The following is a 17,408-nucleotide window of genomic DNA, read 5'->3' as shown; positions in this document are numbered from 1 at the left end:
GCCCTCCGCACCGCCGCCGCACCCTCCCCGGCCGCCGCACGCGCCCTCGCACGCCGACCGGGCCCGGCCTCGTACGGCCGCCGCCGCGCTGTGCCTGGTGCTGGGCCTCGGCCTCCTCGGCGGCGCCGGCGCCGGGATGTGGATCAACCACGACCCGGCCGCGCCCACGCCCACGGCGGCGGAGGCGAGCAAGCGCGATTTCGCCCTCGCCCGCGGCCTGTGGCACAGCACGCCCGTCGACACGCTCTTCCCGCCCACCCTGCATGGCAAGGGCCTCGGCCCGGGCGGCGCCGAACGCACCTGGACGCGGATCGGCGTGGCGCCCGCCGGCAACTGCCAGGAGGCCTTCGACCCGCAGCTGGCGAAGGTGCTGCGCCCCGCGGGCTGCGTGAAGCTGCTGCGCGCCACGTACACCGACGCGACGTCGAGCGCCGTGACCACGGTCGGACTGCTCGTCACCAGGGCGGACGCCCCCGCGATGCGCAGCCTGCGCGACCGCTGGTCCGCCGAACGCCTGGGCTCCCGCGTGGATCTGATGCCCCGTCCGGTCGCCTTCCCGGGCACCGTCTCGGCCGGCTTCGGCGACCGCCAGCGCGCCAGCTGGACGGTCATGGTCGCCGCCGACCTCCCCGTCGTCGTGTACGCGGTGAGCGGCTTCGCCGACGACCGCGAGATCGCGACCCCGCAGCCCGCCGCCTCGGCCGTCACCGCGGGCGCCACGGCCGCGCCCGCCCAGGCCGGACTCGGCCACGAGGCCGATGCCCTGGCCGATGCCGTCGACGGCCGGGCCCGTCGTGCCGCACGCTCGCTGACCGCCCCCCCGACGGGAGGTTCCGGATGAGGCGACTGGCCACCGGGATGGCCGCCGCGGCCCTCGCCCTGATGCCCGTCGTCCCGGCCCACGCCGACGCCGTACGCGACGCGGACTGGGCGCTGGACGCACTGCACGCACAGGAGGCCTGGCAGCGGACGAAGGGCGCGGGCGTCACCGTCGCCGTCCTCGACACGGGCGTGGACGGTACCCACCCGGACCTGACCGGGCAGGTCCTCAAGGGCAAGGACATGGTCGGCTTCGGGGCCCGCCGCGGCGACAGCGCCTGGGCCCGGCACGGCACCGGCATGGCCGGGATCATCGCCGGCCACGGCCACGGCCCCGGCGGTTCGGACGGCGTGCTGGGCATCGCCCCGGAGGCCAGGATCCTGCCGGTCCGGGTGATCCTGGAGGACAAGGACCCGCAGCGGAAGAAGGCCCGCACCACGCGCGGCAGCGCCCTCGCCGACGGCATCCGGTGGGCCGCCGACCACGGTGCCGACGTCATCAACCTCTCCCTCGGCGACGACAGCCGCACCGCCCACCCCGAGGCGCAGGAGGACGATGCGATCCAGTACGCCCTCCGCAAGGGCGTGGTCGTCGTCGCCTCCTCGGGGAACGGGGGCGAGCAGGGCAACCGGGCCTCCTACCCCGCGGCGTACCCGGGCGTCATCGCGGTGGCCGCCGTCGACCGCTACGGCTCCCGCGCCGCCTTCTCCACCCGCCGCTGGTACGCGACGGTCGCCGCACCCGGTGTCGACGTCGTGATCGCCGACCCCAACCGCCGCTACTACGAGGGCTGGGGCACCAGCACCGCCTCCGCCTATGTGTCGGGCACCGCCGCACTCGTCCGCTCCGCCTACCCCCGGCTCAGCCCCGCCCAGGTGAAGCGGCTGCTGGAGGAGTCGGCGCGGAACACCCCGGCGGAGGGCCGCGACGACGCCGTCGGGTACGGACTGGTCGACCCCGCGGCGGCGCTGAAGGCGGCGGCGAAGCTCAAGCCCGAGGGCGCCGTGCCGAGCGCCGCCCCCTACGCGCGCAAGTACTTCGGCGCCGGCCCCGACGCGGCGAAGGCGGCCGCGGCCGCCGACGGGGACGCCCTGGGCGACGGCATCGCCGTGGCCTTCGCGATCGCCGGCACCGGACTGGTTGCGGCTGCCGCCCTGTTGTGGCTGCGGCCCCGGCTCACGACGTCCCGGAACGGCGGGCGGCGCGGCTGAACGCGTCCACCGCCGCCCGCGCGGCCCGTTCCACCAGCGTGATGCCCGAGGCCTGGGTCGTACTGCCGCGGGAGACCACGGCGACCAGGTAGGTCCGGCCGCCCGCCCGGACCCGCCCGATGCTGTTGATGTCCCACAGCCCGGTCGTACTCCGTTGCAGCCAGCCGTTCTTGACCTCGAACGAGCCGTCCGCCGCGGTCGGCACGCCCCAGGCCTGCGCGGCCGGGACGCGGCCCATCAGCCGCCGCACGTACGCGCGGGACGTCGCGTCGAGGGCGCCGTCGGTGCCGAACACCCGCTGCAGCAAGGTGAGCTGGTCGGCCGCCGTGGTCTGGGTCAGCCCCCACAGCAGCCCGCTGCCCGCCGTGGTCGAGGTGAGCCCGAGGCGGCGGTTGGCGGCGTCCAGCCCGGGGCCCTGGCCTATCGCCCGCCACAGCGCGGTGGCCGCGGCGTTGTCGCTGTTCTCGATCATCACCTCGGCCCGGGCCTCCTCCTGCGCCGTCAGGTCCCGCCCCGCGTCCTGCGCCTGGAGCAGCAGCGCCGCCAGGATGTCGACCTTGACGATGCTCGCCGTGTCGTACAGCCCGTCCCCGTGCACCGCCCGGGCGCCCGAGGCGGTGTCCAGGACCGCCACGGAGCAGTGCGCCCGCGGGTCCCCCGACACGTCCCGCAGCGCCGTCTCCAGCACCTCGCTCCACACCACCTGGGGCTCCACGCTCGCCTTCACGATCATCACGTTCGCCGCCGCCCCGCCGGTCCCGGCCGCGGTGAGCGCCGCCGTGCGCGGCGGCGACGCCGACCCGTACGTCACCGTGCCGAGCACGGCGCACGCCAGGAAGGCGGTCGCGGTCACACCGCGCACGATGCCGCGCGGGGCGCGGGGGACACGGGCAGTTGCGCCCGCACGGCCGGGACGCCGTGCGGCGGGTTCGTCGGAAGCCATGCCCACGGAAGCTAGGGACCGAAACTGCGCGGTCCGTGAGAGGCGGATGAAGGGGGCGTAAGAAATCTCCGCCCGGCACCCCGGATACCCTCGGGAGGTGGCTCTCAAGAACATCCCCGACCCCGGTTTCTCCGACGACGACGGCACCGCCGACCCCCGGCTCGCGGCGGCGCTCGCCGCATACGACGCCGACCCGTCGGCCGAACCCGAGGTGCTCGCCGCCCTCCCGGGCGCGCGCTTCCTGGTGCCGGTGGTGGCACTGCTCGGGGAGGTCGAGGAGGGTCCCGGGGGGCTGCGCCGCGAGAAGACCAGCGACATGGCGGTGCCCACCATCCAGGCGGCCGACGGGCGCAGGGCGCTGCCGGCCTTCACCTCCACCGAGGCCCTCGCGCGCTGGCGGCCGGACGCGCGGCCGGTGGCCGTGCCGCTGGGCCAGGCGCTGCAGGCGCTGGCGCACGAGATGGCCGACACCCTGCTGATCGACATGGCCGGGCCCGTGCCGTACGCCCTGACCGGTGCCGCGCTGCGTGCCGTCGCCTCGGGCCGCGCGGGCGCGGACCCGCTGGCCGACCCGGCGGTCCGTGCGGCCCTGCGGGCCGCGGTGGGCGCGGCGCCGGAGGTGGTCCGCGCGCACCTGGTCCCCTCCGCCGGTTCCGACGGCACGCTGGGACTGGTCCTGGATCCGGGCACCGACGTGCGTCAGGTCGCCCAACGCGTCTCGACGACGCTCGCGGCGGACGAGGTGCTCCGCGGCGCGCTCGTGCGCGGCATCGAGCTGGCGCTGCTCCCCGCCGACACCAGGCTGCCCGGCGAACCGCTCTTCACGCGCTGACGGCGCCGCCCCACCGGGGGCGACGCCGTCGTGAGCGCGGGGTGCGGGGGGCGGTGCGGGGACTAGCCGTGGACGGGGCCGGTGAACTTCTCGCCCGGGCCCTCGCCCGGCGCGTCGGGGACGACGGACTCCTCGCGGAAGGCGAGCTGCAGCGACTTCAGGCCGTCCCGCAGCGGAGCGGCGTGGTAGGAGCCGATCTCGGTCGCGCCGGCGGTGACCAGGCCGGCCAGCGCGGTGATCAGCTTGCGTGCCTCGTCGAGGTCCTTGTGCCGCTCGCCGTCCTCCGCGAGGCCGAGGTTCACCGCCGCCGCGCTCATCAGGTGCACCGCGACCGTGGTGATCACCTCGACCGCCGGGACGTCCGCGATGTCGCGGGTCAGCGTGTCGAAGTCGGGGCGGTCCGCGGAGGGGGACTCGTGCTGGGGGCTGGCGTCACTCATGCCTCACACGATAGGGCCACGTCGGCCGATTACGGTCTGCGGTCGGACGCTGGTATGCTTGACGATCGACCGGCTGGACACCCCGTGGACGTCATGGAAACGGAGCGTTCCAGCCCACAAGTGGAGGCTCCGATCTCCCACCTTGCCGACTCTTCAAGGGCGGCGGGTCACCGGTCAGGTGCCGTGTCCCCGGATGAGGACAGGGCGCCCGATGCGCCCCGCGGGGAATTCCGCGGCGGTGCTCCCGGTTGTTGGAGCATCCGCCTGTGACCCGTATGGGGCGTTTTTTGACGTCTCCTCACGGGCCGGACCAAGTTTCAGACGTTACGCGGCTGTCAATCCAGTCAGACGCGTGGTGCTACCGAGGAGGCCCCATCAGCGCCGAGCCCCGCATCAACGACCGGATTCGCGTCCCCGAGGTGCGACTCGTCGGTCCCAGTGGCGAGCAGGTCGGCATCGTGCCGCTTGCCAAGGCACTGGAGCTTGCGCAGGAGTACGACCTCGACCTGGTCGAGGTGGCGGCGACCGCACGCCCGCCGGTCTGCAAGCTCATGGACTACGGCAAGTTCAAGTACGAGTCGGCCATGAAGGCCCGTGAAGCGCGCAAGAACCAGGCGCACACGGTCATCAAGGAGATGAAGCTCCGGCCGAAGATCGATCCGCACGACTATGACACCAAGAAGGGTCATGTCGTCCGGTTCCTCAAGCAGGGCGACAAGGTCAAGATCACGATCATGTTCCGCGGTCGTGAGCAGTCGCGCCCGGAACTGGGCTTCCGACTGCTGCAGCGGCTCGCCGACGACGTCCAGGACCTGGGCTTCGTGGAGTCCTCGCCGAAGCAGGACGGCCGCAACATGATCATGGTTCTCGGTCCGCACAAGAAGAAGACCGAGGCGATGGCCGAAGCCCGCGAGGCGCAGGCCGCCCGCAAGGCCGGTCGCCTGCCGAGGGACCCCGATGATCAGGAGCAGGAGTCGGAGGAGGAGCACGTGCAGGACGCTCCCGCCGACGCCAGCTGACGCCGTCTGACGGCGTTCGCCAGGACCCGGAGTTCCGCTCCGGGTAACGCAATGAAGGACTGACGCTCTCCGTCCGCTCCAGGGCGGACGGGAGGGCCAGCGACGAGGAGACTACGGCGCATGCCGAAGAACAAGACCCACAGCGGTGCGAGCAAGCGATTCAAGATCACCGGCTCCGGCAAGGTGATCCGCGAGCGCGCCGGCAAGCGCCACCTGCTTGAGCACAAGCCGTCGACGAAGACCCGTGCCCTCACCGGCACTGTCGTCCTGGCCAAGCCCGACGCCAAGAAGATCAAGAAGCTTCTCGGCAAGTGACGGCACGCCCCCTTCGACCAGGGGGCGCGATGTTGGACCGGGACCCATTCGTTTTCGGGCCGTGTGAGCACCCCCACGGTCCCTTAGAAGGAGTTATCTAGTGGCACGCGTCAAGCGGGCAGTCAACGCCCAGAAGAAGCGCCGGGCGATCCTCGAGCAGGCCAGCGGTTACCGCGGCCAGCGTTCCCGCCTGTACCGCAAGGCGAAGGAGCAGGTCACCCACTCCCTCGTCTACAACTACAACGACCGCAAGAAGCGCAAGGGCGACTTCCGTCAGCTGTGGATCCAGCGCATCAACGCCGCTGCCCGCGCCAACGGCATCACCTACAACCGCTTCATCCAGGGTCTGAAGGCCGCCAACGTCGAGGTCGACCGCAAGATCCTCGCCGAGCTGGCCGTGAACGACGCCAACGCGTTCGCCGCGCTGGTCGAGGTGGCCCAGAAGGCCCTGCCGAGTGACGTCAACGCCCCCAAGGCGGCCTGACCCACGCTCTTCCGGACCCGCAGGCCGTGTGCCTGCGGGTCCGTGCTGTGTCCCGGAGCGCCGCGCCGCGCGTCCGGCCGGACCCGACCGAAGTGAGTGCACCCCCATGCCCGGCCCCGAGCTGACCTCCCTGCGATCCCCCCGCGTCGTCGCCGCGCGGCGGCTGGCCAAGCGCAGCTTCCGCGGCAAGGAGCGGCGCTTCCTCGCCGAGGGTCCGCAGGCCGTGCGCGAGGCCATGGCGCACCTGGTCGAGGTCTACGTCACGCCCGAGGCCGCCGCCCGGCACGAGGGGATCGTCGCCGCGGCCCACGCCGCCCGGGTGCCCGTGTTCACCGCGACCGAGGAGGTCGTCGCGGAGATGTCGGACACCGTCACCCCGCAGGGGATCATCGGCCTGTGCCGCTTCCTGGACACCCCGTTCGAGGAGATCCTGCGCGCCCGGCCCAAGCTCGTCGCCGTCCTGGCCCACGTGCGCGACCCCGGCAACGCCGGCACCGTGCTGCGCTGCGCGGACGCCGCCGGGGCGGAGGCGGTCGTCCTCACCGACGCCTCCGTGGACCTGTACAACCCCAAGGCCGTACGGGCCTCCGTCGGCAGCCTCTTCCATCTTCCGGTCGCCGTCGGCGTCCCCATGGAGACGGTGGTCGACGGCCTGCGCGGGGCGGGCGTCCGGCTGCTCGCCGCCGACGGCGCGGGGGAGCGCGACCTGGACGCCGAACTGGACGAGGCCACGATGGGCGGCCCCACGGCCTGGATCTTCGGCAACGAGGCCTGGGGTCTGCCGGAGGAGACCCGCGCACTCGCGGACGAAGTGGTGCGCGTCCCCATCCACGGCCGCGCCGAGAGCCTCAACCTCGCCACGGCCGCCGCCGTGTGCCTCTACGCCTCCGCCCGCGCGCAGCGTGCTCCCGGAGGGTGCCGCACCGTAACAATGAGCTAGTAGTGTGACGCCCTCGGGGACCGCCTTGGAGAGGGGGTTACGGGGATGGACGTCAGGACGACCGGCGGCACGCCGCCGAGCGCGCTGGAGGGCTGGCCGACTGTCCTGACCGAACTCGGCATCACGCCCGACGAGCTCCCGGACGGCCTCGTCGTCGCCGACGAGCACGGACTCGTCCTCTGCTTCAACGCGGCCGCCGCCCGGATCACCGCGCTCGACCCCGCCGACGTCCTCGGCCGCCCCCTCGAGCAGGCGCTGCCCCTGGAGGACCTGGACGGACGCCGCTGGTGGCAGCTCACCGACCCGTACGCGGGCCTGGCCACCCGCACCGGGCAGCCCGAGCGCAACCTGCTGCTCCCCGGCGGACGCGAGGTGCTGGTCTCCGCCAGGTACGTCCGCGACCACCCCACCGGCCCGGTGCGCCGGCTGGTCGTCGCGCTGCGCGGCACTGAGGCGCGGCGGCGCACCGAGCGCAGCCACGCCGAACTGATCGCCACCGTCGCGCACGAGCTGCGCTCCCCGCTCACATCCGTCAAGGGCTTCACCGCCACCCTGCTGGCGAAGTGGGAACGCTTCACCGAGGACCAGAAGAAGCTCATGCTGGAGACCGTCCACGCCGACGCCAACCGCGTCACCCGGCTGATCGCCGAGCTGCTCGACATCTCCCGCATCGACTCCGGCCGCCTGGAGGTGCGCCGCCAGCCGGTCGACATCGCCGCCGCGGTGCGGCGCCACGTGGACGCCCTCGTCGCCGCAGGACAGCCTGCGGACCGCTTCGCCGTACGGGTGACGGAGTCGCTCCCGTCGCTGTGGGCCGACCCCGACAAGGTCGACCAGATCCTGGGGAACCTGCTGGAAAACGCCGTGCGCCACGGCGAGGGAACTGTCACCATTGACGTAGCACCTTCGTCGTCACCGCGCGAGCGCGGATGGTCCGGAACGGCAGTGACCGTGAGCGACGAGGGCCCCGGCATCCCGGAGGAGTCCATGAACCGCGTCTTCACCCGCTTCTGGCGGGGCAGCAAACGCGGTGGCACGGGCCTGGGCCTCTACATCGTCAAGGGCATCGTCGAGGCCCACGGCGGCACGATCACGGTGGGTCGCGCGCCCGGGAAGGGCGCCCAGTTCCGATTTATCCTGCCCGTCGGGGCGCCGGCCTTCACGGTCTGAGCATCGCGTGGTGATCCACCGGCCCCGACGGGCGTGACCAGCCTTTCCCCGTGGCCCCGATAGACTCGACCCTTGGCATTCAGCGGTCGGGCAAGGCAGGTCGGCCACGCCATCACCCACATCGGAACGGGAAGAAATGTCGGCACCGAACAAGTCGTACGACCCTGTCGAGGTCGAGGCACTGAAACCGGAAGAGATCGAGCGCCGGCGCGACGAGGCGCTCGCCGCGATCGCGGAGGCCGCCGACCTTGACGCGCTGCGCGAGGTCAAGGTCGCGCACACCGGGGACCGCTCGCCGCTCGCCCTGGCCAACCGTGAGATCGGCGCACTGCCGCCGCACGCCAAGGCGGACGCGGGCAAGCGCGTCGGCCAGGCCCGCGGCACGGTCAACCAGGCGCTCAAGGCCCGGCAGGAGGTGCTGGAGAGCGAGCGCGACGAGCGTGTGCTGGTCGAGGAGGCGGTGGACGTCACCCTGCCGTACGACCGTGCCCCGCGCGGCGCCCGGCACCCGCTGACCACGCTCTCCGAGCGCATCGAGGACGTCTTCGTGGCCATGGGATACGAGGTGGCCGAGGGCCCCGAGGTCGAGGCCGAGTGGTTCAACTTCGACGCCCTCAACATCTGGGCGGACCACCCGGCCCGCACCATGCAGGACACGTTCTTCGTCGAGGGCGACAAGCCCGCGGGCTCCGGTCCGGAGGAGAGCGGCGTCGTGCTGCGCACCCACACCTCCCCGGTGCAGATCCGCTCCCTGCTCGACCGCGAGCCGCCGGTCTACGTGATCTGCCCCGGCCGGGTCTACCGCTCCGACGAGCTGGACGCCACCCACACCCCGGTGTTCAACCAGGTCGAGCTGCTCGCCGTCGACGAGGGCCTGACCATGGCCGACCTCAAGGGCACCCTGGACCACATGGTCCAGTCGCTCTTCGGTGAGGACATCACGACCCGGCTCCGCCCGAACTACTTCCCCTTCACCGAGCCGTCCGCCGAGATGGACATGGTCTGCTACGTCTGCCGCGGCGAGTCCGTCGGCAACCCGGACCGTCCCTGCCGCACCTGCGGCAGCGAGGGCTGGATCGAGCTCGGCGGCTGCGGCATGGTCAACCCCCGGGTGCTCACCGCCTGCGGCGTCGACCCGGAGAAGTACAGCGGCTTCGCCTTCGGCTTCGGCATCGAGCGCATGCTGATGTTCCGTCACAACGTCGAGGACATGCGAGACATCGTCGAGGGTGACGTGCGCTTCACCCTTCCGTTCGGGATGGAGATCTGATGCGGGTCCCGCTTTCTTGGCTGCGGGAGTACGTCGACCTGCCCGCCGGCGAGTCCGGCCGCGACGTCCAGGCCAAGCTCATTTCCGCCGGCCTCGAGGTCGAGACCGTCGAGCAGCTCGGCGCCGGGCTCAAGGGCCCGCTGGTCGTCGGCAAGGTGCTCACCATCGAGGAGCTGAGCGGCTTCAAGAAGCCGATCCGCTTCTGCACCGTCGACGTCGGCACCGCGAACGGCACCGGCGAGCCGCAGGAGATCGTCTGCGGCGCGAGCAACTTCGCCGTCGGCGACAAGGTCGTCGTCATCCTGCCCGGTGGCGTGCTGCCCGGTAACTTCGAGATCTCCGCGCGCAAGACCTACGGCCGCAACTCGCACGGCATGATCTGCTCCGCCCGCGAGCTCGGCATGGGCGACGACCACGACGGCATCATCGTGCTGCCGCCGGAGCACGAGGCCGGCACCAACGCCATAGAGCTCCTGGAGCTCGTCGACGAGGTGCTGGACATCGCGGTCACCCCGGACCGCGGCTACTGCCTGTCCATGCGCGGCGTCGCCCGCGAGGCCGCCATCGCCTACGGTCTGCCGCTGCGCGACCCGGCGCTGCTCGACGTGCCCGGCCCGAACTCCTACGGCTACGAGGTGCGGGTCGCCGACCCGGTCGGCTGCGACCGCTTCACCGCGCGCACCGTCACCGGGCTCGACCCGGAGGCCGGCTCGCCGATCTGGCTGCAGCGCAGGCTGCAGAAGGCCGGCATGCGCCCGATCTCGCTCGCCGTGGACGTCACCAACTACGTGATGCTGGAGCTGGGCCAGCCCCTGCACGCCTACGACCGGCACCGCATCGAGGGCGCCATCGGCGTCCGCCGGGCCCAGCCGGGTGAGAAGCTGACCACGCTCGACGGCCAGGTCCGCGTCCTGGACGCCGAGGACCTGGTGATCACCGACAACCGCGGGCCGATCGGCCTGGCCGGGGTCATGGGCGGCGCCAACACCGAGATCGACGACACCGGCGCCTCGACGACCGACGTCGTCATCGAGGCGGCGCACTTCGACCCGGTCGCCATCGCCCGCACCGCGCGCCGCCACAAGCTGTCCTCCGAGGCGTCCAAGCGCTTCGAGCGCGGCGTGGACCCGCAGGCCGCGGCCGCCGCCGCGCAGCGCACCGTCGACCTGCTGGTACTGCTCGCGGGCGGCACCGCCGAGGCGGGCGTCACCGAGGTCATCGCGCCCTCGGCGCCGCACACCCTCACCATCCCCGCCGACCACCCGGACAAGGTGGCGGGCATGGCGTACGGCCGCGAGACCGTGGTGCGCCGGCTGCAGCAGGTCGGCTGCGACGTCTACGGTGCCGACGAGCTGATCGTCACCGTGCCGTCGTGGCGGCCCGACCTGCGCGACCCCAACGACCTCGCCGAGGAGGTCATCCGGCTGGAGGGCTACGAGAACCTGCCCTCCACCCTGCCGAACCTGCCCTCCGGCCGCGGTCTGACCGAGTCGCAGAAGCTGCGCCGCCGGGTCGGCCGTGCGCTCGCCGGGGCCGGCTACGTCGAGGTGCAGAACTACCCGTTCCTCGGCGAGGCCGTCTTCGACCAGCTCGGTCTCGACGCGGACGACCCGCGCCGCATCACCGTCAAGCTGGCCAACCCGCTGTCGGACGAGGAGCCCGCGCTCCGCACGTCCATGCTTCCCGGCCTGCTCGGCGCGCTGCGCCGCAACGTCGGGCGCGGCGCGCACGACCTCGCGCTCTTCGAGACCGGACTGGTCTTCCGCCCCAGCGGTGAGGAGCCCGCGCCGCCGCGGCTGCCGGTCGACCGGCGCCCGACCGACGCCGAGATCGCCGCCCTGGACGCCGCCCTGCCGCGGCAGCCGCGGCGCGTCGCCGTCGTCCTGGCCGGAGCCCGTGAGCAGGCCGGCTGGTGGGGCGCGGGCCGTCCCGCGGGGTCGGCCGACGCGATCGAGGCGGGCCGGATCGTCGCCCGCGAGGCCGGGGTCGAGCTGATTGTCCGCCAGGACCAGCAGGCACCCTTCCACCCCGGCCGCTGTGCCGCGCTCCTCGCGGTCGTCGACGGCGAGGAGGTGCTGGTCGGCAACGCCGGCGAGCTGCACCCCCGGGTGATCAAGGCGCTGCACCTGCCGGAGCGCACCTCCGCCATGGAGCTCGACCTCGACCGCCTTGAGCGGGCCGCCGGCGGCCCGGTCGTCGCGCCCCGTGTGTCCACCTTCCCGGTGGCCACCCAGGACGTCGCCCTGGTCGTGGACGCCTCCGTCCCGGCCGCCGAGGTGGAGGGCGCCCTGCGCTCCGGCGCCGGCGAACTGCTCGAATCGCTGCGGCTGTTCGACATCTTCACCGGTGAGCAGATCGGCGCGGGCAAGAAGTCGCTGGCCTACAGCCTGCGCTTCCGCGCCCCGGACCGTACGCTCACCGCGGAGGAGGCCTCCGCGGCCCGTGACGCCGCCGTCGCCGCTGCGGCGGAGAGCACGGGAGCGGCCCTGCGCGGCGCCTGAGGCGCACGCATGCGGGTCCCTGTGGGGCGCCCCCGGTCCGCCGGGTGCGCCCCACCGGCGTTCCTGCCGGTCACGTAGCCCGATCGGGTGAAATGGCTCCACTGGGTATCCGGTTCGTCGCGCCGAGTCGCCACAATCGATCGCGAACCAGGGCCCACTCGACGCGGGGGCTGTGTCGTCGCCGACCGCGTCAACGGCTTCAGGGGGAGCCCCGAGGCATGATCCGACCCAGGGCAGTGGGCCGCCCGACCGGCCACAGGGTGCGGGGGCTGGCGCTCCTGTCGCTGCCGGGGCTGTGGGTGGCCGCGGTACTGGGCCTGGTCTACGCGGTGCCCGGGGGAGTCCAGTGGGTGCCCGCCGTGGTCGCGGCCCCCGTGATCGCCTGCGCCGGGACGGGACGCCGCCGCTGCGTCCTGGCCAGCGGCGCGCTCGCCGTGGCGGCCGTCGCGGTGCCGGACACCGGGCAACGGCTCGGCACCGAGGTCGCCGTCCTCGCCGTCCTCGCCGTCTGCTTCCTGCTCGTCGACCGTAGGGCCCGGCTCGCCGCCGAGCTCGACCGCACCCGGGAGATCGCCCTCTCGGCCCAGCAGGTGCTGCTGCCCCCGCTGCCGCAGCACGTCGACGGCCTCGCGGTGGCCGGCGACCACCTCTCGGCCAGCCGCGGCGCCCGCGTCGGCGGCGACCTGTACGAGGTGCTCGCCACGCCCCACGGGGTGCGCGCGGTCATCGGCGACGTGCGCGGTCACGGTCTCGAGGCCATCGGCACCGTCGCCGCGCTGCTGGGCAGTTTCCGGGAGGCCGCGCACGACGAGCCTGAGCTCGCCGGCGTGCTCCGGCGCCTGGACCGGGCGCTCCACCGGCACCTGCGGGGGCGTTCGCACGCCGCCGAGGAGTTCGTGACCCTGATGCTGCTCGAACTGGGCGAGGACTGCGACGTCCAGGTCATCAACTGCGGCCATCCGCAGCCGTACCTGCTCCGCCCCGGCCGCCCCGGCCACTTGCGCGCCCACCCGCTGGAGGCCGGCGAACCGTTCCCGCCGCTCGGCCTGTTCGACCCCGGTCCCGGTACGAAGGCCGTCCCGTGCGGTGAACTCCTGCCCGGCCAGGCGCTGTTCCTGCACACCGACGGCGTGATGGACGCCCGGGACGCCGCCGGGGAGTTCTTCCCCCTGGTGCCGGCCCTGGAGGGGGCCGCCCAGGCGGCCGCCCGCGGCGGCGCGTTGTGCGCGCGGTCCCTGGTCGACGGGGTGCGGGCATCGTTCCTGCGGCACACGCGGGGGCGGCTCACCGACGACATGGCGCTGCTCGTGCTCCACCGGGACGCCTCCAGGGTGCCCGCCCAGACGGGCGCCGCCCCCACCGCAACCGGGGTTCCCGGAGTGCCGCGCCCTTGATCCGGCCCATTCCTTGGTAAACCTGGGTCGATCCCCGAGCGAAACGCCCATTGCTCGTATACCGGCCAGAACGAGGAGAGGGGCAGGCATGGCAACCTCCACCGTCACCGGAGCCGAACTGTCCACGCCCACGGGAGAACTGATCGCCGTGGTCGGCCCGCCCGGGCCGCAGCGCTCGGCCCTGCAGCTCGCCCTCAACAGCGCACCCTGGAGCCGGGGTCCGTCCGTCACGACGACCGTCATCAGCCGCGGCGCGTGGAGCGAGCTGCGGCGCGTGGCGGCCGCGGGGATCACGGTCGTCGCGGCGTGCGACAGCGCGGTGGCCGCGGATGCGGGGGCGCACCGCGTGGTGCTGCTGCCTCATCCCGATGGGGTTGCCTGACCCCGTGTCGCCCCGCCCGGGCCGTTTGCGCCCCGGGGTGCCCCTTGCGGCCTGTTGTCGTGTGCGGGTTGTTTGCGCCTGCGGCGGGCGCAGTGGAGCCGCACACAACAACCGGCCGCAAGGGGCGACACGGGGCAACCCGGAGGGCGACGTGACTGCGGCCATTGACAAGGCAGTTGAGCAAACGTTGTCATGAGCATATGCCGTCCCTGATCGGGCGTCGGGAGATCCTCGACCATGCCCGGACACAGCTGACCGCCGGTCCGGGTGTACTGCTCCACGGAGCGGCCGGGATCGGCAAGTCCGCCCTGCTCGCGGCGCTGACCGACGAGGTCCCGCCGGGAGGCTCCGTGCTGCGGGCGGTGCCCGTCGAGGAGGACGCCAAGCTGCCCTTCGTGGCGCTGATGGACCTCTTCGCCCGCGTGCCGGAGGAGTACGTCGACGGGCTGACCGCGGGGCCACGGGCCGCGCTGCGGGCGGCGCTGCTGCGGGGGCACGAGCCGGTCGCGACGCAGAGCCGGCTGGCGGTGCGCGACGCGGCCGTCGAGCTGCTGCGGGCGCTCGCGGCGGCCGGCCCCGTGCTGATCGTCGTCGACGACCTGCAGTGGCTCGACGTGCCCAGCGCGGAGGTCCTGTCGCTCGCGCTGCGACGGCTCCCGCCGGGCGAGGGCGTGCGCTTCCTGGCCGCCGAGCGGGTCGTGGAGGGCGAGGAGCCGCCCGGGTTGCGGTGCTGCCCGCCGGGCACCACGGCGCTGCTCGTCCCTCCGCTGTCCGACGGCGACGTGGCGGAGCTGCTGCTGGACGACACCGGGGCGGAGCTGCCCGAACGCGCCGTGCGGGCCGTCCAGGACACGGCCGCGGGCAATCCGCTGTACGCCCTCGAACTCGGCCGCGCCCTGCTGCGGGACGGTACGCCCTTCGAGGCCGGGGAGGTGCTGTCCGTACCGCCGCGGCTGCGCGACCTGCTGCTGGACCGGGTGCGGCTGCTGCCCGCCTCCGCCCGGCAGACGCTGCTGGTCGCCAGCGCCGCGGCCCGCCCCACGCTGCCGCTGCTCGGTGCCGCGGGGATCCCGGACCCGGAGGGCGACCTGGGCACCGCCGAGAGCCTGGGGGTCGCCGCGGCCGACGCCGAAGGAACGATTCGCTTCCAGCACCCGCTGATCCGGGCCGCCGTGTACACCGACGCCCCCGAGCACGGCCGGCGCACCGCGCACAAGCTGCTGTCCCGCGTGGTCCCCGAGCCCGTGGAACAGGCGCGGCACCTGGCCCTGGCCCACCCGCACGCCGACGAGGCCACCGCGGCCACGCTCACCGCCGCCGCCGGGTCCGCGCGCCGCCGCGGCGCCCCCGCCACCGCCGCGGAACTGGCCGCCCTGGCGGTGCGCCGTACCCCCGAGGACCGCCCGGCCGAGCGCGCCGACCGGCTGCTGGCCGCGGCCGAGTACGCCAGCGACGCCGGGCTGCGGGGGGACGCCGACCGGGCCGCGGAGACCGTGCTCGCCGAGGCCGCATCCGCCCGGCAGCGGGTACTGGCCCGGCTGATCATGCTCGGCAACGCCGGTCAGGCGCTCGGCGCCGCGGGCCGCCTCATCTCGGACGGCCTGGTGGAGGCCGAGGGGCATCCCGAGCTGGAGGCCCGGCTGCACCACTGGGCCGCCCTGCGGCACCTCATCTGCGGGCGGCCCGCGCAGGCCTCCGCCCACGCCCGCCGGGCCGCCGACATCGCGGTCCAGGCGGGCGCCGTCGACACCCGCGTGGCCGCCCTGGCGTTGCTCGCCCGGCTGCACGCGCTGCACGGCGAGGCGGGGGCCGCCGAGGCAGCGCTGGGCGAGGCGTTCGGCCTCCCGGTGGCGCCCGACGGGCCCGGCGCCCGCGAACTGGTGCGCACCCGCGCGATCCTGGCCGCCGACGCCGACCGCATCACCGAGGCGGAGGGCGAGGTGGCCGGTCTCCTGGGCAGGACCGGCGAGTACGCCTCGGTCGAGGAGACCGCCGCCACGCTGGTGGCGCTGATCCGCATCCAGGTGCGGTCCGGACGCTGCCGCGAGGCCCTGGACAACGTCGCCCGCTGCGCCGTGCTCCCCGTCAGGGCCGGCAGCGACTCACCGCCGGTGCTGTACGCCGCCGCGCTCGCCGAGACCGCCGGGGGGCGCCTGGAGCGCGCGCTGGAGCTCGCCGACCGCACCATCCGGGCCTGCATGACCGACGGGGACCAGCTCTTCCTGCTGCGGGCCCTGGGCGTCCGCGGCCGGGCGCAACTGCTGGCCGGTGGGCGGGAGAACACCGCGGCGGCCGTCGAGACCCTGCGGCAGGTGCGCAGGCTGGGGGAGACGATGGGCATCGCCGACCCGGTGATGCTGCGCTGGTACGGGGACCTGGCCGAGGCGACCGTCATCCTCGGTGACACGGACTCCGCCGCCGAGATCCTGCGCGCGGCGCGCCGCCGCGCCGGGGCCCGGCCCTCCGCCAGCGTGCAGTCCGCCCTGGACCGCGCCGAGGGGCTGCGCGACTGCGTGCTGGGCCGTTCCAAGCGGGGCGTCACCCGCATCCAGGCCGCCGCCGACCGCCTGCGGGGCCGTTCCCTCCCCATCGACCTCGCCCGCACGCTGATCGTGCTGGGTGCCGCCGAGCGCCGTCCGCGGCGGGCGCCGGCGGCCCGGGGCGCCCTGGTCGAGGCCCTGGAGATCAGTTCCGCGGTCGGCGCCGCCCCGGTCGAGGCCCGGGCCAGGGCGGAACTGGCCCGGCTCGACGCGCGGCGGGAGACGACGGCGCGGACGCCGAACTACACGTAGTCGTAGAAGCCGTGGCCGCTCTTGCGGCCCAGCCGGCCCGCGTCGACCATGCGCTGGAGCAGCGGGGGAGCGGCGTACAGCGGCTCCTTGAACTCCTCGTACATCGAGTCGGCGACCGAGGCCACGGTGTCCAGCCCGATCAGGTCGGAGAGCTTGAGCGGGCCCATCGGGTGGGCGCAGCCCATCTCCATGCCGTTGTCGATGTCCTCACGGCTGGCGATGCCGGTCTCGAACATCCGGATCGACGACAGCAGGTACGGGATGAGCAGCGCGTTGACCACGAAGCCCGCGCGGTCCTGGGCCCGGATCGGGTGCTTGCCCAGCACGTCGGTGACGAGCTTCTCGGCGCGCACCAGCGTCTGGCCGTCGGTGGTGAGGGCGGGGATCAGCTCGACGAGCTTCTGCACCGGCGCCGGGTTGAAGAAGTGGATGCCGAGCACCTGCTCCGGGCGGGAGGTCGCCACGGCGAGCTTCACCAGCGGGATGGAGGAGGTGTTCGAGGCCAGGATCGCGTCGCGGCGGGTCACCACCTGGTCGAGCACCTGGAAGATCTCGGTCTTGACCTGCTCGTTCTCGACGACGGCCTCGATGACGAGGTCGCGGTCGGCGAAGTCGCCCAGGTCGGTGGTGAAGGAGAGGCGCTCGAGCGCGGCGTCGCGCTCCTCCTCGGTGATCTTGCCGCGTTCCGCAGCCTTCTGCAGCGAGCTCGTCAGCCGCGTCCGGCCCAGCTCCAGGGCCTCGCCGGTGGTCTCCGCCACCCGGACCTCCAGTCCGGCCCGGGCGCACACCTCGGCGATACCCGCGCCCATCTGGCCACAGCCCACCACACCGACATAACGGATGTCGTCGTTCAACGCCCAGCCTCTCCCTGATCGCGAGATGGAGACCCGGACCG

Annotated in this window: 16 protein-coding genes; 13 read left to right on the top strand and 3 right to left on the bottom strand. The window is 73.8% G+C overall.

All coding sequences use genetic code 11. The features are described from left to right. Nucleotides 1-841, top strand: an 841-nt coding sequence (locus tag PV341_RS34445) for a hypothetical protein (protein ID WP_500359909.1), incomplete at its 5' end; no start/stop codon positions are given. Beyond that, entirely contained in the window at nucleotides 838-2,031 is a 1,194-nt protein-coding gene (gene mycP, locus PV341_RS34440; RefSeq protein ID WP_500359908.1) for a type VII secretion-associated serine protease mycosin, read from the top strand. The genes PV341_RS34445 and mycP, both read left to right, overlap by 4 nt. Here mycP and PV341_RS34435 read toward each other — a convergent pair. Beyond that, the gene (locus PV341_RS34435) at nucleotides 1,997-2,974 is read right to left on the bottom strand and encodes a serine hydrolase (protein WP_500359907.1); all 978 of its coding nucleotides are present in this window, start codon (nucleotides 2,972-2,974) and stop codon (nucleotides 1,997-1,999) included. The genes mycP and PV341_RS34435 overlap by 35 nt on opposite strands. A 97-nt stretch (nucleotides 2,975-3,071) precedes the next feature. Here PV341_RS34435 and PV341_RS34430 point away from each other — a divergent pair, with 97 nt between their 5' ends. Next, nucleotides 3,072-3,806: an SseB family protein gene (locus PV341_RS34430; protein ID WP_500359906.1), complete on the top strand. Its 735-nt coding sequence runs from the start codon at nucleotides 3,072-3,074 to the stop codon at nucleotides 3,804-3,806. 62 nt (nucleotides 3,807-3,868) lie between these two features. Here the strand turns inward: PV341_RS34430 and PV341_RS34425 are convergent, their stop codons facing one another. Further along, nucleotides 3,869-4,246 carry a DUF1844 domain-containing protein gene (locus tag PV341_RS34425; protein WP_431960495.1) on the bottom strand — a complete coding sequence of 126 codons (378 nt, stop codon included), beginning with the start codon at nucleotides 4,244-4,246 and terminating at the stop codon, nucleotides 3,869-3,871. A 338-nt stretch (nucleotides 4,247-4,584) separates the two neighbouring features. On the opposite strand from PV341_RS34425, the gene infC reads away from it, so the two are divergent. The 10 genes from infC to PV341_RS34375 all read left to right on the top strand — a co-directional run bounded on the left by infC (nucleotide 4,585) and on the right by PV341_RS34375 (nucleotide 16,513). Next, nucleotides 4,585-5,265 carry a translation initiation factor IF-3 gene (gene infC, locus PV341_RS34420; RefSeq protein ID WP_500330684.1) on the top strand — a complete coding sequence of 227 codons (681 nt, stop codon included), beginning with the start codon at nucleotides 4,585-4,587 and terminating at the stop codon, nucleotides 5,263-5,265. 120 nt (nucleotides 5,266-5,385) lie between these two features. Beyond that, the gene (gene rpmI / locus PV341_RS34415) at nucleotides 5,386-5,580 is read left to right on the top strand and encodes a 50S ribosomal protein L35 (RefSeq protein WP_018564306.1); all 195 of its coding nucleotides are present in this window, start codon (nucleotides 5,386-5,388) and stop codon (nucleotides 5,578-5,580) included. A 100-nt stretch (nucleotides 5,581-5,680) separates the two neighbouring features. Then, the gene (rplT, locus tag PV341_RS34410) at nucleotides 5,681-6,064 is read left to right on the top strand and encodes a 50S ribosomal protein L20 (RefSeq protein ID WP_018564305.1); all 384 of its coding nucleotides are present in this window, start codon (nucleotides 5,681-5,683) and stop codon (nucleotides 6,062-6,064) included. 106 nt (nucleotides 6,065-6,170) lie between these two features. Then, the gene (locus PV341_RS34405) at nucleotides 6,171-7,004 is read left to right on the top strand and encodes a TrmH family RNA methyltransferase (protein ID WP_500330600.1); all 834 of its coding nucleotides are present in this window, start codon (nucleotides 6,171-6,173) and stop codon (nucleotides 7,002-7,004) included. A gap of 45 nt (nucleotides 7,005-7,049) precedes the next feature. Further along, nucleotides 7,050-8,174 (top strand): sensor histidine kinase, encoded by a 1,125-nt coding sequence (locus PV341_RS34400; RefSeq protein ID WP_500330598.1) that lies wholly within the window; start codon nucleotides 7,050-7,052, stop codon nucleotides 8,172-8,174. 136 nt (nucleotides 8,175-8,310) lie between these two features. Continuing rightward, the gene (pheS, locus tag PV341_RS34395; RefSeq protein ID WP_499510888.1) at nucleotides 8,311-9,444 is read left to right on the top strand and encodes a phenylalanine--tRNA ligase subunit alpha; all 1,134 of its coding nucleotides are present in this window, start codon (nucleotides 8,311-8,313) and stop codon (nucleotides 9,442-9,444) included. Then, nucleotides 9,444-11,945: a phenylalanine--tRNA ligase subunit beta gene (gene pheT, locus PV341_RS34390; RefSeq protein ID WP_500330597.1), complete on the top strand. Its 2,502-nt coding sequence runs from the start codon at nucleotides 9,444-9,446 to the stop codon at nucleotides 11,943-11,945. Before pheS ends, pheT begins: the two co-directional genes overlap by 1 nt. A gap of 218 nt (nucleotides 11,946-12,163) precedes the next feature. After that, entirely contained in the window at nucleotides 12,164-13,339 is a 1,176-nt protein-coding gene (locus PV341_RS34385) for a PP2C family protein-serine/threonine phosphatase (RefSeq protein WP_500359905.1), read from the top strand. Nucleotides 13,340-13,427: 88 nt separating this feature from the next. Further along, nucleotides 13,428-13,721 (top strand): hypothetical protein, encoded by a 294-nt coding sequence (locus PV341_RS34380; protein WP_499510885.1) that lies wholly within the window; start codon nucleotides 13,428-13,430, stop codon nucleotides 13,719-13,721. A 200-nt stretch (nucleotides 13,722-13,921) separates the two neighbouring features. After that, nucleotides 13,922-16,513, top strand: coding sequence for an AAA family ATPase (locus PV341_RS34375; protein WP_500359904.1), 2,592 nt, complete (start codon nucleotides 13,922-13,924; stop codon nucleotides 16,511-16,513). Here the strand turns inward: PV341_RS34375 and PV341_RS34370 are convergent. Continuing rightward, entirely contained in the window at nucleotides 16,504-17,367 is an 864-nt protein-coding gene (locus PV341_RS34370) for a 3-hydroxybutyryl-CoA dehydrogenase (RefSeq protein ID WP_500330591.1), read from the bottom strand. The genes PV341_RS34375 and PV341_RS34370 overlap by 10 nt on opposite strands. Nucleotides 17,368-17,408: the final 41 nt, after the last annotated feature.

The sequence above is a fragment of the Streptomyces sp. PA03-1a genome, assembly GCF_033792805.1.
Classification (GTDB): domain Bacteria; phylum Actinomycetota; class Actinomycetes; order Streptomycetales; family Streptomycetaceae; genus Actinacidiphila.
This window is presented reverse-complemented; position numbering and strand designations above follow the sequence as displayed.

Coding starts and splice junctions, on each gene's coding strand:
- PV341_RS34385 (WP_500359905.1), top strand. CDS start 12,164: ATGATCCGACCCAGGGCAGTGGGCCGCCCGACCGGCCACAGGGTGCGG.
- pheT (WP_500330597.1), top strand. CDS start 9,444: ATGCGGGTCCCGCTTTCTTGGCTGCGGGAGTACGTCGACCTGCCCGCC.
- PV341_RS34425 (WP_431960495.1), bottom strand. CDS start 4,246: ATGAGTGACGCCAGCCCCCAGCACGAGTCCCCCTCCGCGGACCGCCCC.
- PV341_RS34375 (WP_500359904.1), top strand. CDS start 13,922: ATGCCGTCCCTGATCGGGCGTCGGGAGATCCTCGACCATGCCCGGACA.
- PV341_RS34400 (WP_500330598.1), top strand. CDS start 7,050: ATGGACGTCAGGACGACCGGCGGCACGCCGCCGAGCGCGCTGGAGGGC.
- PV341_RS34435 (WP_500359907.1), bottom strand. CDS start 2,974: ATGGCTTCCGACGAACCCGCCGCACGGCGTCCCGGCCGTGCGGGCGCA.
- PV341_RS34405 (WP_500330600.1), top strand. CDS start 6,171: ATGCCCGGCCCCGAGCTGACCTCCCTGCGATCCCCCCGCGTCGTCGCC.
- PV341_RS34380 (WP_499510885.1), top strand. CDS start 13,428: ATGGCAACCTCCACCGTCACCGGAGCCGAACTGTCCACGCCCACGGGA.
- mycP (WP_500359908.1), top strand. CDS start 838: ATGAGGCGACTGGCCACCGGGATGGCCGCCGCGGCCCTCGCCCTGATG.
- rpmI (WP_018564306.1), top strand. CDS start 5,386: ATGCCGAAGAACAAGACCCACAGCGGTGCGAGCAAGCGATTCAAGATC.
- pheS (WP_499510888.1), top strand. CDS start 8,311: ATGTCGGCACCGAACAAGTCGTACGACCCTGTCGAGGTCGAGGCACTG.